We start from the raw sequence: 15,377 nt of genomic DNA on the forward strand, positions 1-15,377 counted from the left end.
GAAAAACGCAATGCAGCATTTGACGACCGCACAGCTAAGACAAAAGTTCTTAGACTATTTTGCCAAGCACCAACACCAAATTGTGCCTTCGGCTTCATTAATTCCTGGTACTGATCCAACGTTGTTGTTTAACAACGCCGGCATGGTGCCTTTTAAAGACGTATTTTTGGGCGCGGAAAAGCGTCCCTATACGCGAGCGACCAGCGCCCAACGTTGTGTTCGCGCAGGTGGTAAACACAACGACTTAGAAAATGTTGGTTACACTGCCCGTCACCATACCTTTTTTGAAATGCTCGGTAACTTTAGCTTTGGCGATTATTTCAAAGAGCAAGCTATTCAATTTGCATGGACTTTTTTGACCGAAGAGCTCGGTTTGCCTAAAGAGAAACTTTGGGTGACGGTGTTTACCGAAGATGATGAAGCCGCCGATATTTGGATTAACAAAATTGGCGTGCCAGCCGATCGCGTCTCTCGCATTGGTGAAAAAGATAACTTTTGGTCCATGGGCGATACCGGTCCATGTGGTCCGTGCTCGGAAATTTTCTACGATCATGGTGAAGAAGTCTGGGGCGGTCCACCAGGGACGCCAGAAGAAGATGGCGACCGTTATATTGAGATTTGGAACTTGGTTTTCATGCAATATAACCGCCATGCCGATGGCACGATGGAAGCCTTACCTAACCCATCTATTGATACAGGCATGGGTCTTGAGCGTATCGCCGCCATCATGCAGGGCGTGCATTCAAACTATGAAATTGACCTATTCCAAGCGTTAATCCAAGCTGCAGCAAAAGTGACGAATGCGCAGGATTTAGAAGATAAATCATTACGGGTTATTGCCGACCATATCCGTTCGTGTGCGTTTTTGGTGCTAGATGGTGTCATGCCTTCGAATGAAGGACGCGGTTACGTGTTGCGTCGTATTATTCGTCGCGCTGTGCGCCACGGCAACAAGCTGGGGGCAAAAGGCACCTTCTTCCACCAACTGGTGGGTGCGCTGATTGAACAGATGGGGAATGCATACCCTGAGCTTGCCAAACACCAGAGCATTATTGAAAAAGTACTGCGTATTGAAGAAGAGCAATTTGGCAAAACTCTAGAACGCGGCTTGGCTATTTTGGAAGAACACTTAAGCGCCCTAGAAGGCGATGTTATTCCCGGCGATGTGGTATTCAAGCTCTATGATACCTATGGCTTTCCAGCGGACTTAACCGCTGATGTCGCTCGTGAGCGTTTTATGACCATTGATGAGCGTGGTTTTCAGCAATGTATGGATGTGCAACGTAAAAAAGCACAACAAGCTGGCAAGTTTGGCGCTGATTACAACACGCAACTGCGCTCTGATAAGTCGAGTGACTTCAAGGGTTATGAAGCCGAGCATTACAGCGGCACTGTGGTCGAGTTGTTCGCTGCTGGCGATAAAGTATCGGTATTGGAAGACGGTCAAGAAGGTATCGTGATACTTGATCGTACGCCATTTTATGCTGAGTCAGGCGGTCAGGTGGGTGACACCGGCGTGCTGAAAGCCGGTAATGGAGAGTTTATTGTTACCGATACACAAAAACTCGGCAATGCTATTGCGCACTACGGCAAAGTAAGTGGGCAAATGGGGGTGAACGATAAAGTGGACGCGCGTATCGATGCTGAGCGCCGTGACCGCATTAAGAAAAACCACACTGCAACCCACCTTATTCACGAAGCATTGCGCCAAGAGTTGGGTGAGCATGTAAACCAAAAAGGCTCCTTGGTTGAGCCTGATCGTATGCGTTTTGACTTCTCCCATTTTGAGGGCGTCACGCGTGAGCAACTACAACGCATCGAACAACAAGTGAATATTGAAATTCGTCGTAATTTTGCTTTGCAAACTGAACTGATGGCCATTGATGAGGCAAAAGCGAAGGGCGCTATGGCGCTATTCGGCGAGAAGTATGACGATGAAGTACGCGTCGTGAGCATTGGCGACTACTCTATCGAACTGTGTGGTGGTACCCACGTGCAGCGCACCGGCGACATCGGATTATTTAAAATCGTCTCAGAGGCAGGTATTGCCGCTGGTGTGCGCCGTATTGAAGCAGTCACTGGTGATGATGCATTGAATTATGTTGCTGAGCAAGAGAACAAACTGGCGCAGATAGCGGCGTTGCTCAAAGCGGATAATGCCTCGGTGCTTGATAAAGTATCGGGTTTAATTGAGCGTAGCAAAGGCCTAGAGAAACAGGTGGCGCAACTGAATGACAAGCTTGCCAGTGCAGCGGGCGCCTCGTTGCTTGATAGTGCCATTGATGTCAACGGCGTTAAGCTGCTTGTGGCGAATGTTGCTGGCACCGAGAGCAAAGCGCTGCGTGGTATGGTTGATGACCTGAAGAACAAGATGGGTTCAGGCATTATTGCTTTAGGCGTTGCGAACGGCGAAAAAGTCAGTTTAATTGCTGGTGTCACCAAAGATCTTACTGGTCAGTTTAAAGCCGGAGAGTTGGTTAACCATATGGCTGCACAAGTCGGTGGTAAAGGTGGCGGTCGCCCTGATATGGCACAAGCCGGTGGCTCGCAACCAGAGCACTTAGATAGCGCACTGGCCAGTGTTCAAGCATGGGTGAGTGAGCGTGGATAAACAACAGGCGCGTATTTATTCGTGGCACTGTTAGTTCAAAAGTTTGGCGGCACCTCGGTAGGCTCGATTGAGCGTATTGAGGCCGTCGCCGATATCATTATTCGCCAACGTCAGCAAGGCCACCACGTTGTGGCTGTGGTGTCAGCCATGTCAGGCGAAACTAATCGATTATTAGCGTTAGCTGAGCAAGTTGATAGCTCCCCCAGCCCTCGTGAACTTGATGCATTAGTAAGTACAGGTGAGCAAGTAAGTGCCAGTCTTCTAGCGATGGCACTGATCCGCCGAGGCTACCCCGCCATCAGCTTGCTGGGCGATCAACTAGGTATTCGTACCGACAACCTCTTTACCAAAGCACGTATCAATGACATCAACAGTGCCCGCTTACGTCAAGAAATTGAACATGGTCGCATTGTTATCGCAGCAGGATTTCAAGGCCGTGATTTGGAAGGAAATATTACCACTTTGGGGCGCGGCGGTAGCGACACTTCGGCAGTGGCCATTGCCGCTGCGATAAATGCTCAAGAATGTCAGATCTATACCGACGTTGACGGCGTATATACCACTGATCCTCGTATCGAACCTGGGGCATGGAAGCTGTCGAGCGTGTCAGTGCAGGTCATGCTAGAGATGGCTAGTTTAGGCGCGAAGGTATTGCATATTCGTGCAGTGGAAGCCGCTGCGCATTATAAAATGCCATTGCGGGTGTTATCCAGCTTTAATGTTGGGGAAGGGACGCGCGTTGATTACGAGGATGAAGGTATGCAACAACAGACTGTTTCGGGAATTGCCTCCAAGCGTGAGCAAGCGCTTATCTTTATAAATGATTGCTCAAATGATGGTTCTACTTTAGCAAATATAGTGGAACTCTTGGCTGAAAAAGGCATCGAAATAGACATGATTAACCAAGTTAATCAAAAAGTTGGAAAAGTAGACTATGCTATAAGTGTACCTAGCTTAGAGTTGCAACAAGCAATGAGTTTATTGCAAGAAAGTGGTGCTTTAAGCGGGGCCAAAATAGATAGTCGTGACGACCTCGCCATGTTGTCTATAGTTGGCGCAGGGATAAAAACGAACACGCCAATTACGGGGCGATTTTTTCGCGTGTTAGCCGATGAAAATATTGATGTAGTCGTCGCTAGCTCAGGAGAAATAAAGCTTTCAGTTCTTATTGAACGAAAGTACTTGGAATTGGGCGTACGTGCATTACATGCGGCTTTTTTAACGGCAAGTGAATAATCGCTTTTAAGTTTTACTTACTTTTAGAGTGATTATTCTTTAGAATGCCGGAGACGGAATTTTTTACTAATTTGGAACTATGGGAGCAAGCGAATGCTAATTCTTACTCGTCGAGTTGGTGAAACCTTAATGATTGGTGATGAAGTCACAGTGACTGTTTTAGGCGTTAAGGGTAACCAAGTGCGTATCGGTGTGAATGCACCAAAGGATGTGTCTGTTCACCGCGAAGAGATTTACATGCGAATCCAAGCCGAAAAATCGGACTCAAATCCGGGCAACGCATAAATAAACGAATTCATAAAAGCCACTATCAAGTGGCTTTATTTTTATCGAAGATAAATGCAATCACTTCCTCATTGAGCACTCGTGCGGGAAAATAGTGCCTAGCTCCCTTATCGGTGACAATAATTATTCCCTTCTGCGTACTCAATACCTCTTTAATCTGTGGCCATGAGTATTGCTTCTTATGGGCATTAATCTCGGTACTAATTCCTTGCTCATCAATCCGCAGCGTCACTTCATTTCCAGCTGCTCTTGTTAATCGCTGTCGTGCCACCCACCAAGGTTGCTGATATTTGTAGGCAACCACTTCTAAAATAGCTAAAGCAAACAAAAAATAACCAAGGTAGTTATTTTGCAACTTAAACATGCTAAAAAGAGCAAGTCCCACGAGCAAGAGCACCAGTGGATATTTGAGTTGGCGGCGATGGCTGAAGGGCAAAGACTGCTCAAAGCTTTCGTGGTAGTAGTCTTTATCTAAAATATAGCTAGTGTGGTAATTCATAGTACTCGTTATACGAACTTGATTAATATAGAGGCAGGTATGCGCGCGATTTTTATGGCATTAACGGCCGCGCTTTTCAGCGCTACGGTTGGCGCCCAACACCAATTTTTGGTCTTTGGCGATATGCCATATTCTCCTATCGATGAAGCGCTGCTCACCCCACCTGCAGGGCCATTATATCAAGGCGTACGGCAAACCCCACATCATTTTATTGTTCACGTCGGCGATATTAAGGCTGGAGCTGTCGCTTGTACTGATCATGTTCTGCGCGGCAACTACCAGCTGTTAGCTAATCTTAGTGAGCGGCCCTTTGTCTACACACCGGGTGACAATGATTGGACCGATTGCGATAGGAAAGGGCTTAGCACACGCTTTGATGAGCTAGAGAGGCTAAGTTTTGTACGTAAAGAATTCGCTGTGCACACGGTCGCTTTGCCCGGCTATGAACGCCAGCCTGAGCTGCCAGAAAACCAGGCTTGGCGTTTAGAGCAAGTGCAATACCTAACTGTGCATGTGGTTGGTACCAATAATGGTCGTGCGCAAATTCTTAAGTCTCATAAAAAACAAGCGCTGCAGGCTGTTAAAAAGCGAGATCAGCTCAATATTCAATGGCTAACACGCCATGCTGATAAAGACCTAACCGCCATGGTTGTCTTTTTTCAAGCGGATATCTTTCGCTCAAGTAGCGATAAGGGAGTGTGCAGTGACAATAACCGAACATGTGATGGCTTTGCTGTCTATCGTCAGTATTTAGATAAGCTCGCTCAACACAGTGATTATCCTATTTTAGTGGTGCATGGCGATACCAGTGAATTTTGTTTTTCACAGCGTCAGTCGCAGCTTTGGCATCTTAATGCACCTGGCGATTTTCAGGTTTTAGATATTGCTCATGTAACCGTTAATGTAGATTCAGCACAGCCTTTTCAGGTGTCTCCCTTGTTGACAAATAGCGCTGTTCCTCGCTGTGAAGATGACGGTTAGCTACTGCGTCAGGTAAGTATAAAAAAGCCGCGCTAGGCGCGGCTTTTGTTAACACTGCGAATTAGAACTGGAATCTTAGGCCCAGTTTAAATTTGCGACCAAGCACGTCATAGTTACTTGGGAACGTGTTACCCGAGTTAGAGCTGGTATCACCTGCCTCATTGCCCACAACCGGTGGATCTTTCTCGAACAGGTTATCTATACCCAAACTTGCGGTGATATTATCGGTAAGGTGATAATTGGCATATAAGTCAAAGTAATCGTAGGAATCGATACTTCTAAACTCTGGGAAGTAATCGTCGGCAACGACTGGCTCTGCGTCAATGCCATCAATGTGACGCCATTGCAATGACAGGGTAAAGTCGTCCATTGCCCACGTAGTACGCTGCACCCAGCGCATCTCTGCGAGGGGATCACAGCTGGCACTGTAATACCCTTTACAGTCGATAATTCGCGCTGTATCGGAGCTTTGCGATTCCTGAGTTAGATACTTGTTGATGGTTCCAGAGAACTGCAGCTCACCCATGTCTTCAAGTGGCACGAAGAAATTGAAGCCCAGTTCAACCCCCTCAGCGGTCAAGTTCTTGAGGTTGGTGGTGAATTGTTCAATCCCGGCACCAGCGACGGTTAAGTCGCCACCAACACGTTGTATTTTGGCACACTCTTGTGCATCACCTAACTTGTAACAGGCATCGAGGATTTCCTGTGCTGAAAACTCGCCGATGATGTCATCAATATCAATATCATAGTAATCTAAACTGATAGTGAAGTTTTGCAAGGTATCGAACTCAGGAGTCCAAACAATACCTGCTGTAAAGGTGCTTGCTTCTTCAGCGTCAGGTGGATTAAGTGGGTCGCTTCCAGAGATCACTTGTACTTGACCTGATATCACATCTTGCACGTTACCCACTTGTGCATCAGTCATGCCAGTGGAAATACACAGCTGGCGCAGTTCAGCACTGATGTTACCGGCGTTGGCAACCGAGCAAGGGTCGCTAGTCGCGTTATCAAGGCCAGTTACCACAGGAGAGGCAATTTCACCCACATTCGGAGCTCGTGTCGCTTGCTGTTGCATAACACGTACTAATACGCTGCTAACTGGGCGCCAGTTGAAACCAAGCTTCCAGGTTTCATTAGAGCCCACGGTATCGTAGTCAGCCCACCGGAAACCAAACTCCACATCAAGCGTATCAGCAAATGCCATACCGTCTAAGACAGGCAAGTAACCTTCCATGAACAGCTCATCAACACTGAAGCCACCTTCAATAGGTAACTGGTTACCTCCAGCACCGCCCTGACAGCTCGCTGGTGCAAGTTTCAAACATTCATCAGGCTCAAATAAGCCTTTTTCTTTGCGGTACTCATAACCAAAGCTCATTGATAGCGGTGCGCCGGCGCCGGGTACTTCAATAAACTCAATCGGACCATTGATGGTCGCAGTTGCAATACGCTGGCTGTACTTTTGCTGCTGTAATGCAATCGCTGTAGCATAACCGGCCATTTCATCGGTAATGGTGCCAAAACCACCAAACAGGTTGATGGGTACGCAAGTTGGGTCGCCGTTTAAGCAGGTAACGCCGTCTTCGGTTTCAAGGGCATTTTGGATGTTAGTTAGGTTGGTGTAGCCACCGCGTACGGTGGTACGGTTGGACTCACCATATTGAAAACTAACATCATACTCCCAGTCGTCAAACACATAACCTTTCACGCCAGTGACAAACTGGAACAACGAGGTGTCATAGCGCTCTGTACGGGGGCCGAGTTCGAGTGTACGCCGACGCAACTGCACAGTTAAATAGTCCTCAGAGTCGACGACGCCATTGCCGTTGACATCATTCCAGTTACTGTCACTTAAGAGACCATCAGCGAGTGCGTTGTTACCCGTATCAATCATAAATTGCTGTGCTTGATCGCCAATTAACGGGTTAAACAGTGGCAATTCGAAACTCGCACCAAATGTGCCTGATGGCGCAACCTGTGTATCTACCGAGATCGAGCTGTAAGTGAGTGATGAATAAACTTCATGATCGTCGGTGAGGTTGTAACGAGCGAGAGCCGTACCTGAATAGCGCTCAGACGGTGTCTGATAGAAGTTGTAGGGGTTGAAGTTGAACACGCTACAGGTATCGGCAGCAAGTGTGCCATCATTTCTAAATTGGCCTGCGGTCCCCGCTCCGACAATACCAAAGCGTGTGGGCATGGCCGTTGTAGAACCACCACTTTCTACTGAGTTAGGGGCCTCACACTCAGAAGGCGCTGGAACGGGCGGTTGACCATTGAGGAATTGCTCATAGTTGGCGCCTGATGCGGTTTCGATACCAAGTAAACCCAGCGGGCGATCGCCAAGGAGCACTTGGTCACGCTTCATCCAGTCCAATGAAAGTACGACGTTACCTCTGTCGTCAGCGAGGTTAGAACCGATGGTAAGCGATATATTACTTTTATCGCCGTCACTTTCGTCTGTTTGCTGGTGCGAGGTGTCTAAGGCTATTCCTTCAAAATTATCTTTAAGGACAAAGTTAACCGCCCCAGCAATGGCATCAGAGCCATAAACGGCCGAAGCACCACCAGTAACCACATCGATGCGCTCTACCAGTGCCGAAGGGATCACCGAGGTATCTACCGAACCGTTGTAGTTGTATGGGATCATTCGCCGGCCATTTACCAGTATCAATGAACGCTGAGATCCCAAGCCTCTTAAGTTGACCGTTGCTGCACCACCAGAGCCGTTGTTCACGTTACTGCCGTCACCGGGAATAGTGGATGGTAGAGTACGAAGAATTTGCTCTACTTCGGGTTCTTGTTGGAAGCGCAGCTCTTTCTCGCCAATGGACGTGATGGGGCTGGCTGAGACAGCGCCGGGCTGGCGAATACGACTACCTGTGATGGCAATGACCTCAATATCCTTGGCTTCTTCATCCCCCGCAGCGAGTGCTTGAGGCATAACGAATGAAGAAATACCTACGCCGAGCGCTACTTGTAGCGACAGCGCCAGTTTAGATTTTAACATTGTTTTTCTCCCTAGTTATTAGTAAGACTAATACTTCAGGGCCAATCAAACTGCGGTTGTTCCTATTTAGCGTCATAAGCTTAGTCCGATTTGTTCAAACCTGCCAATGACTTAGAGTCAAAAAATAGAGCAAAACCCTCAACGTAAACAATGTAAAGTAAAGCTTGGTATGACCAATTATCTTTTTTGATGTTATCACCATCATTGATGACTAATGAAGATGATTTTTTCTCGTATAGATTTTATTTATATCCGCTATTTTTATTATCTATAAAGTTGAATTAACGGCATTTATGCCGGTTTTTAAGTCTCCTAACAAGAAGTTCAAGGTTATAAGTATTGGTATTACCAATTTACACTTGAGTGGACATTCTCTTTTTTTTTGATATGGTGTTGGTTAAATATCAATAAAAAGTAACTAAATTTGCACTGGGGTGAGCATGGATATTACAGCATTGTTAATTGAAGCCGCTTGGCTTATGGCGACCGGTATGGTGGTGGTCTTTGTATTTCTACTCATATTGATAGGCGCTTTACGCCTAATGTCATATATCTTTGCCGATACAGAACAAGCGAATCAACAAGCTAGCGCCACTACCACGCATCACAGTAAGCGCCCTTCAAAGGCGCATATTGCAGCTATTGCTGCGGCTGTGCATCAGTATAAGAAGCAATAATAAGGGTCAATTATGTCTAAATTAAAGCTTACCGAATTAGTACTGCGAGACGCGCATCAATCTTTATTAGCAACACGCATGCGCTTAGAGGATATGCTCCCGATCGCTGATAAGCTTGATCAGGTTGGGTTTTGGTCAATGGAATCATGGGGTGGGGCCACCTTTGACTCCTGTATCCGTTATTTAGGTGAAGACCCTTGGCATCGTATCCGTGCCCTGAAAGCGGCGATGCCTAATACTAAACAGCAGATGCTACTGCGTGGTCAGAATTTACTCGGCTATCGTCATTACAGTGACGATGTTGTGACTAAGTTTGTCGAGCGCGCTCACGCCAATGGTGTTGATGTGTTTCGTATCTTTGATGCGATGAATGATGTACGTAATTTAGAGACGGCAATCAAAGCCGCTGTAAATATTGGCGCCCATGCGCAAGGCACTATCTCTTACACCGTCTCACCGGTCCACACGTTGGATATGTGGTTAGATCAGGCTAAGCGCCTTGAAGATATGGGTTGTCATTCTATTTGCATTAAAGATATGGCCGGGCTGTTAAAGCCCTATGATGCCGATAAGCTGATCCGTGGGTTAAAGGAAACCGTGTCTTTACCCATTGCTATGCAATGCCATGCGACCACAGGACTAAGCACTGCAACCTACCAAAAGGCCATTGATGCCGGCATTGATATGCTTGATACGGCAGTTTCTAGTATGAGTCAAACCTATGGTCACAGCGCCACCGAGACCTTGGTTGCTATTGTAGAGGATACCCCGCGTGATACCGGTTTGGACCAAACGTTACTCGAGGAAATTGCGGCTTATTTTAGGGAAGTACGTAAGAAGTATGCGCAATTTGAAGGTAGCTTGAAAGGCGTTGATGGCCGCATCCTATTAGCGCAAGTGCCCGGTGGCATGCTCACAAATATGGAAAACCAGTTAAAAGAGCAAAACGCAGGCGATAAGTTAGACGAGGTACTCAAAGAAATCCCCAAAGTCCGCAAAGACTTAGGTTACTTACCTTTGGTCACCCCCACCTCACAAATTGTTGGCACTCAAGCCGTGTTGAATGTGCTTACCGGTGAGCGCTACAAGTCTATTACTAAGGAAACCGCAGGCGTTCTTAAAGGTGAGTATGGAGCAACACCCGCACCGGTAGATAGCCAATTGCAACAGCGTGTTTTAGAAGGTGCAGAGGCAATTAGTTGCCGTCCAGCCGACCTCATTGAGCCTGAGCTAGACAAGCTGACGGAGGAACTAGATGCTCATGCGAAAGAGCAGAACCTCGAGTTAGCAGACGAGGTGGTTGATGACGTTTTAACCTATGCACTATTCCCGCAAATCGGTTTAAAATTCTTAGCGAATCGAAATAACCCTGATGCTTTCGAACCAGCGCCCAGCGCCGAGCTAGAGCAGCCAAAGGCTGTGGCCAAGGCGGCACCGACAAAGCAAGGGCCAGAGCGTTATAGCATTAGTGTCGATGGTCAGGCCTATGATGTTGTCGTCGCCCCCGGTGGTGAGTTGGAGAGTGTGCGTGCTGTTGAGGGTGAAGGTGAAAACCCACCGCAGTCGGCTGCGATTAGTGGCGGGGAAACACTGAATGCACCGCTAACGGGCAATGTCTTCAAGGTTTTAGTCAAACCTGGTCAGCACGTGAATGAAGGTGATGTGGTTATGATCATGGAAGCGATGAAGATGGAAACTGAAGTGCGCGCATTGCACGGCGGTGAAGTCAGTGATGTGTTAGTGCGTGAAGGTGACTCCGTGAGCGCTGGCGATGCCTTAATTGCATTGGTTTAGGGGGGGGTATGGAAGGAGTATTAAATCTCTGGCATGCCACCGGCATTGCCAACTTTTCCGTCGCTCAACTGGTGATGATCTTAGTCGGTTGTGGGCTATTATATTTGGCGATAGCGCGGAATTTTGAGCCATTACTATTGGTGCCTATTGGCTTCGGGGCGATATTAACAAATATCCCCGTGGCTGGTATGGCAGACCCTGGTGGCATTCTGTATTACGTGTATTACATAGGCATTGACTCCGGCGTCTTTCCGCTACTTATCTTTATGGGAGTGGGGGCACTTACCGACTTTAGCGCGTTGATCGCGAACCCGCGCATGCTACTTCTGGGCGCTGCGGCGCAATTTGGTATTTTCGCGACATTGTTTGGTGCTATTGCTTTGAATTTTGTGCCGGGCTTTGAGTTCACACTCAAAGACGCATCTGCTATTGCCATCATTGGCGGTGCCGATGGCCCGACTGCTATTTTCTTAGCCTCAAAATTAGCCCCAGACTTGCTCGGTGCTATCGCAGTGGCGGCGTATTCTTATATGGCTTTGGTGCCCATTATCCAGCCACCCATCATGCGAGCATTAACCTCCGAGCAAGAGCGTAAAATTGAGATGCCGCAGTTACGAGCGGTTTCCAAAAAGGAAAAAATTATTTTTCCACTTATGGTTCTGGCGTTAACTGCGATGTTCTTACCAGCAGCAACGCCGTTGGTGGGAATGTTCTGTTTGGGTAACTTAATGCGTGAGTCAGGTGTCGTCGATAGGCTCAGTAGCACAGCGCAGAATGAGTTGATCAATATAACGACTATTTTCCTTGGCCTAGCGGTGGGCTCAAAGCTAGCTGCTGAGCAATTTCTGACGGTGGAAACCATTGGTATCCTAGCGTTAGGAGCCTTGGCATTTTCTATTGGCACGGCGTCAGGTGTATTCATGGCAAAAGGGCTGAATAGATTATCGTCATCACCTATTAACCCCTTAGTAGGGGCCGCTGGTGTATCTGCTGTGCCTATGGCTGCTCGCGTGGTCAATAAGGTTGGCCTGGAGAACAACCCACATAACTTTTTATTGATGCATGCCATGGGGCCAAACGTTGCTGGCGTTCTTGGTAGCGCTGTGGCTGCAGGTATTTTACTGGCCTTGGTGGGCTAACCTCTGCCGAGAAATTTATCTATTTAGGCACTTCCTAGCCATTTGCGCGTCCTATTCGAATTCGGTGGGGCGCGCTTTTTTAAGGCTGAGGCCGGTTTCACAGTTTTGCGATTAAGTGTTATAAGTGCATGCTATAGCATGAGCTGGAACTGACAAAGCAGTCCATGGCTAGCCATAACAGTCAAAATAGGGAGCGGCTATGAACGCTATTATCATCATCATTGTATTATTTGTTTCGCTGGCTATTTTGGTGCCGTTACTAGAGCGCTACCAACATCAGTTAGGGCTCAATAAAATGATGCGCTTTCGCAAGTATATCTTGCCACTCGTTGGCATAAGCTTAGTGGTGCAATTGCTTTATATGTTATTTAGGTAAGGACTTGCGATATAGCAGACATAAAAAAAGCACCCTAAGGTGCTTTTTTTATGTCGATGATTAGTTCATCGCCAGCTGCATTTCTCGCTCTCTAACCAGCTGCGCAAGCAGCGTATCGGCGACCGGCTTAAACTTGGCTAATTCGCCAGCGGGAAGCGGCTCAGATTTTGGCAGTTCAACGGTACGAGGATTGCGATGTACACCGTTTACAAGGAACTCATAGTGTAAGTGGGGGCCGGTAACGCGACCGGTGGCTCCGACAGTGCCAATAAGCTGGCCTTGTTTCACTTTTTGGCCATTTTTTACTTTGCGTTTATTTAAGTGCAAGTACTTAGTTACATAGGTATTGCCGTGTTTAATAAACACATAATTACCATTAAAACGGCTATAACCCGCCTTAATAACTTTGCCGTTACCAGCGGCTACCACGGGCGTACCTGTACGCGCGGCGTAATCAATACCACGGTGTGGCTTCACCGTTTTAGTTACTGGGTGTAGGCGACGCGGATTAAAGCTTGAGCTGATGTATTTGAAATTAACTGGCGCTCGTAAGAAGGCTTTTTTCATGCTTCGACCTTCAGGGGTGTAGAAGTTGCCATCAGTGTGGCGCACAGCGGCATAACGTTCGCCTTGGTTGATAAATTCAGCCGCGATTATTTTCCCTGTGCCAATATACTCGCCGTCAACGTGGTGTGTTTCATACAGCAAGCTAAACTGATCGCCTTTACGCAGATCGTTGGCAAAATCCACGTCCCAGCCAAAGATGGTGGCAAAGTTCATAATTTGTTTCTCACTTAGCCCAGCCGAGATACCGGCTGTCCATAGGCTGCCATTGACTGTACCAGACGCTGTTTTAGTGAGAGTTTCAATTTCTTTGGAATCGATAGAGGTGTCGTAGCGTCCCTCTTCGTTAAGCGTAACAAACAAGGTGTCGGTTTTGCTCAGTACATATTTGAGCTGCTGCAGTTCACCCTCGTCGTTTTTTGCAAAACTTAACACTTCACCTGGGTGAATTTTGGTTAGTTTTTTCGTTTCTTCATTGGTATTAACCAATTTATACAAGGTTTGCGCGGAGAAGCCTGCACGTTTAAAAATCAGGGCAAGATTGTCACCGTTACGTACTTGGTAATCGGTGTGCTCATAGGTTGGTAAAGTCTGAGCTTGCTCGGGGGAGTTCAAATCGGTGATTTGTTCGTCTTCCTCAAGCTTAACTTGAAGCTCGTAACGCTTACCCACTTCCAATGGCTTTGCGTCGTTATCCTTTGATGCTGTGGCTCTTTCCGTAGGTATCAACATCAGGGCAATAATCGTGACAAGAAAGCCCACAATGAGCAATTTGTGTTTTTTGGGGAGCTTGTGAACCACGTTTACCATAACCTACCTTTTTCTGCTGTTAAGGAAAACAAATCTAACCAAAGGCTGAGCATATACGTTATAAAGGGCAAATACCAGTATTTTGTGCATTTAAACCCGGCGCGAATTGCGCTAGAATCGCGCGGTTAGCACATTTTTTTATCGGAGAAATAAATGACAGACTTGCAGACAGCGCTGGCAGAAATTAAACGCGGTGCTGAGGAAATTTTACTTGAGGAAGAACTCGCTGAACGCCTTAAGTCAGGGAAAAAGCTACGAATTAAAGCTGGGTTTGATCCTACAGCGCCAGATTTACATTTAGGTCATACGGTGCTTATTAATAAGCTAAAAACGTTTCAGGACCTTGGCCATGAAGTGATCTTTTTAATTGGCGACTTTACTGGAATGATAGGCGATCCAACGGGTAAAAACGTGACTCGTAAACCTTTGACCCGTGAAGATGTGTTAGCTAACGCCGAAACCTATAAAGAGCAAGTCTTTAAAATCCTCGATCCAGAAAAAACCACCATTGCATTTAACTCGCAATGGATGGAAAAGCTAGGCACCGCAGGAATGATAAAGTTAGCTGCTCGTCAAACCGTAGCACGCATGCTCGAGCGCGATGACTTTAAAAAACGTTATGCAAGTGGTCAATCCATCGCCATTCACGAGTTTTTGTATCCATTAGTGCAGGGGTGGGATTCAGTCGCACTCGAGGCCGATGTTGAGCTTGGCGGCACCGATCAGCGTTTTAACCTGTTGATGGGCCGTGAACTGCAAAAAGATGAAGGGCAAAAGCCGCAAACAGTGCTGATGATGCCGTTGCTTGAGGGCACTGATGGCGTGCAAAAAATGTCTAAGTCTCTGGGTAACTACATAGGAATTACTGACTCTGCTAACGATATGTTTGGCAAAATGATGTCTATCTCCGATGATCTTATGTGGCGTTACTACGAGCTACTGAGCAGTCAATCTTTGCAGCAAATCGAGCAGCTAAAAGAGCAAGTGCTTGCTGGTACCAACCCGCGTGATATCAAAATTGCCTTAGCGAAAGAGATCATTGCGCGTTTCCATGATGAGCAAGCCGCTGAGCAAGCTCACGCAGATTTTACCAAGCGTTTCTCTAAAAATGCGTTGCCTGATGATATCAACGAGCTAACCATTGAATGTGACGGGGATGAGATGATGATCACCGCCTTGCTTAAGGAAGCTCAGCTAGTGGCTAGCACTTCAGAAGCGATTCGCATGATTAAACAGGGTGCCGTGAAAATTAATGGCGAAACCAAGGTAACAGATAGCAAGCAAATGGTGACTAAAGGTAGCACGGAAGTTTATCAGGTTGGTAAACGTCGCTTTGCAAAAGTGACTCTTGCTTAAGAATTGATACTACAGAAAAGCCGCTTAAAGCGGCTTTTT

Annotated in this window: 12 protein-coding genes; 9 read left to right on the plus strand and 3 right to left on the minus strand. The window is 47.0% G+C overall.

Annotation, left to right across the window (positions count from 1 at the left end; genetic code table 11):
• The first annotated feature begins 10 nt into the window (after window positions 1–10).
• The 3 genes from alaS (at window position 11) to csrA (ending at window position 4,132) form a co-directional block, all read left to right on the plus strand.
• On the plus strand, window positions 11–2,611 hold the full coding sequence (gene alaS, locus W04_RS09765; protein WP_053910754.1) for an alanine--tRNA ligase: 2,601 nt from the start codon (window positions 11–13) through the stop codon (window positions 2,609–2,611).
• Window positions 2,612–2,632: 21 nt separating this feature from the next.
• Window positions 2,633–3,847 (plus strand): aspartate kinase, encoded by a 1,215-nt coding sequence (locus W04_RS09770; RefSeq protein ID WP_053910694.1) that lies wholly within the window; start codon window positions 2,633–2,635, stop codon window positions 3,845–3,847.
• A 93-nt stretch (window positions 3,848–3,940) separates the two neighbouring features.
• On the plus strand, window positions 3,941–4,132 hold the full coding sequence (gene csrA, locus W04_RS09775; RefSeq protein ID WP_022946934.1) for a carbon storage regulator CsrA: 192 nt from the start codon (window positions 3,941–3,943) through the stop codon (window positions 4,130–4,132).
• Between the two features lie 25 nt (window positions 4,133–4,157).
• Here the strand turns inward: csrA and W04_RS09780 are convergent, their stop codons facing one another.
• Window positions 4,158–4,631 (minus strand): YcxB family protein, encoded by a 474-nt coding sequence (locus W04_RS09780; protein WP_053910695.1) that lies wholly within the window; start codon window positions 4,629–4,631, stop codon window positions 4,158–4,160.
• A gap of 39 nt (window positions 4,632–4,670) precedes the next feature.
• Here W04_RS09780 and W04_RS09785 point away from each other — a divergent pair, with 39 nt between their 5' ends.
• The gene (locus W04_RS09785; protein WP_053910696.1) at window positions 4,671–5,612 is read left to right on the plus strand and encodes a hypothetical protein; all 942 of its coding nucleotides are present in this window, start codon (window positions 4,671–4,673) and stop codon (window positions 5,610–5,612) included.
• 61 nt (window positions 5,613–5,673) lie between these two features.
• Here W04_RS09785 and W04_RS09790 read toward each other — a convergent pair whose 3' ends face one another.
• Window positions 5,674–8,622: a TonB-dependent receptor domain-containing protein gene (locus W04_RS09790; RefSeq protein ID WP_022946931.1), complete on the minus strand. Its 2,949-nt coding sequence runs from the start codon at window positions 8,620–8,622 to the stop codon at window positions 5,674–5,676.
• Window positions 8,623–9,062: 440 nt separating this feature from the next.
• Between W04_RS09790 and W04_RS09795 the strand changes: the two genes are divergently transcribed.
• From W04_RS09795 to W04_RS18980, 4 genes are all read left to right on the plus strand, one after another.
• The gene (locus W04_RS09795; protein WP_053910697.1) at window positions 9,063–9,299 is read left to right on the plus strand and encodes an OadG family protein; all 237 of its coding nucleotides are present in this window, start codon (window positions 9,063–9,065) and stop codon (window positions 9,297–9,299) included.
• A 12-nt stretch (window positions 9,300–9,311) separates the two neighbouring features.
• Complete coding sequence (gene oadA / locus W04_RS09800; protein ID WP_053910698.1) at window positions 9,312–11,093, plus strand: sodium-extruding oxaloacetate decarboxylase subunit alpha; 1,782 nt, start codon at window positions 9,312–9,314, stop codon at window positions 11,091–11,093.
• Window positions 11,094–11,101: 8 nt separating this feature from the next.
• Window positions 11,102–12,232, plus strand: a complete 1,131-nt coding sequence (locus tag W04_RS09805) for a sodium ion-translocating decarboxylase subunit beta (protein ID WP_022946928.1) — start codon at window positions 11,102–11,104, stop codon at window positions 12,230–12,232.
• Window positions 12,233–12,431: 199 nt separating this feature from the next.
• Window positions 12,432–12,608: a hypothetical protein gene (locus W04_RS18980; protein ID WP_022946927.1), complete on the plus strand. Its 177-nt coding sequence runs from the start codon at window positions 12,432–12,434 to the stop codon at window positions 12,606–12,608.
• Window positions 12,609–12,668: 60 nt separating this feature from the next.
• On the opposite strand, the gene W04_RS09810 is transcribed toward W04_RS18980, so the two are convergent.
• Complete coding sequence (locus W04_RS09810; RefSeq protein WP_053910699.1) at window positions 12,669–13,982, minus strand: peptidoglycan DD-metalloendopeptidase family protein; 1,314 nt, start codon at window positions 13,980–13,982, stop codon at window positions 12,669–12,671.
• Between the two features lie 153 nt (window positions 13,983–14,135).
• Between W04_RS09810 and tyrS the strand changes: the two genes are divergently transcribed.
• Window positions 14,136–15,338 carry a tyrosine--tRNA ligase gene (tyrS, locus tag W04_RS09815; RefSeq protein WP_053910700.1) on the plus strand — a complete coding sequence of 401 codons (1,203 nt, stop codon included), beginning with the start codon at window positions 14,136–14,138 and terminating at the stop codon, window positions 15,336–15,338.
• Window positions 15,339–15,377 lie beyond the last annotated feature (39 nt).

The organism is Pseudoalteromonas sp. SW0106-04 (genome assembly GCF_001293805.1).
Taxonomy (GTDB): domain Bacteria; phylum Pseudomonadota; class Gammaproteobacteria; order Enterobacterales; family Alteromonadaceae; genus Pseudoalteromonas; species Pseudoalteromonas ruthenica.

What these genes read in the sequence shown, in the direction of transcription:
- alaS (WP_053910754.1), top strand. Translation starts at nt 11, where the DNA reads ATGCAGCATTTGACGACCGCACAGCTAAGACAAAAGTTCTTAGACTAT.
- csrA (WP_022946934.1), top strand. Translation starts at nt 3,941, where the DNA reads ATGCTAATTCTTACTCGTCGAGTTGGTGAAACCTTAATGATTGGTGAT.
- W04_RS09780 (WP_053910695.1), bottom strand. Translation starts at nt 4,631, where the DNA reads ATGAATTACCACACTAGCTATATTTTAGATAAAGACTACTACCACGAA.
- W04_RS09785 (WP_053910696.1), top strand. Translation starts at nt 4,671, where the DNA reads ATGCGCGCGATTTTTATGGCATTAACGGCCGCGCTTTTCAGCGCTACG.
- W04_RS09790 (WP_022946931.1), bottom strand. Translation starts at nt 8,622, where the DNA reads ATGTTAAAATCTAAACTGGCGCTGTCGCTACAAGTAGCGCTCGGCGTA.
- W04_RS09795 (WP_053910697.1), top strand. Translation starts at nt 9,063, where the DNA reads ATGGATATTACAGCATTGTTAATTGAAGCCGCTTGGCTTATGGCGACC.
- oadA (WP_053910698.1), top strand. Translation starts at nt 9,312, where the DNA reads ATGTCTAAATTAAAGCTTACCGAATTAGTACTGCGAGACGCGCATCAA.
- W04_RS09805 (WP_022946928.1), top strand. Translation starts at nt 11,102, where the DNA reads ATGGAAGGAGTATTAAATCTCTGGCATGCCACCGGCATTGCCAACTTT.
- W04_RS18980 (WP_022946927.1), top strand. Translation starts at nt 12,432, where the DNA reads ATGAACGCTATTATCATCATCATTGTATTATTTGTTTCGCTGGCTATT.
- W04_RS09810 (WP_053910699.1), bottom strand. Translation starts at nt 13,982, where the DNA reads ATGGTAAACGTGGTTCACAAGCTCCCCAAAAAACACAAATTGCTCATT.
- tyrS (WP_053910700.1), top strand. Translation starts at nt 14,136, where the DNA reads ATGACAGACTTGCAGACAGCGCTGGCAGAAATTAAACGCGGTGCTGAG.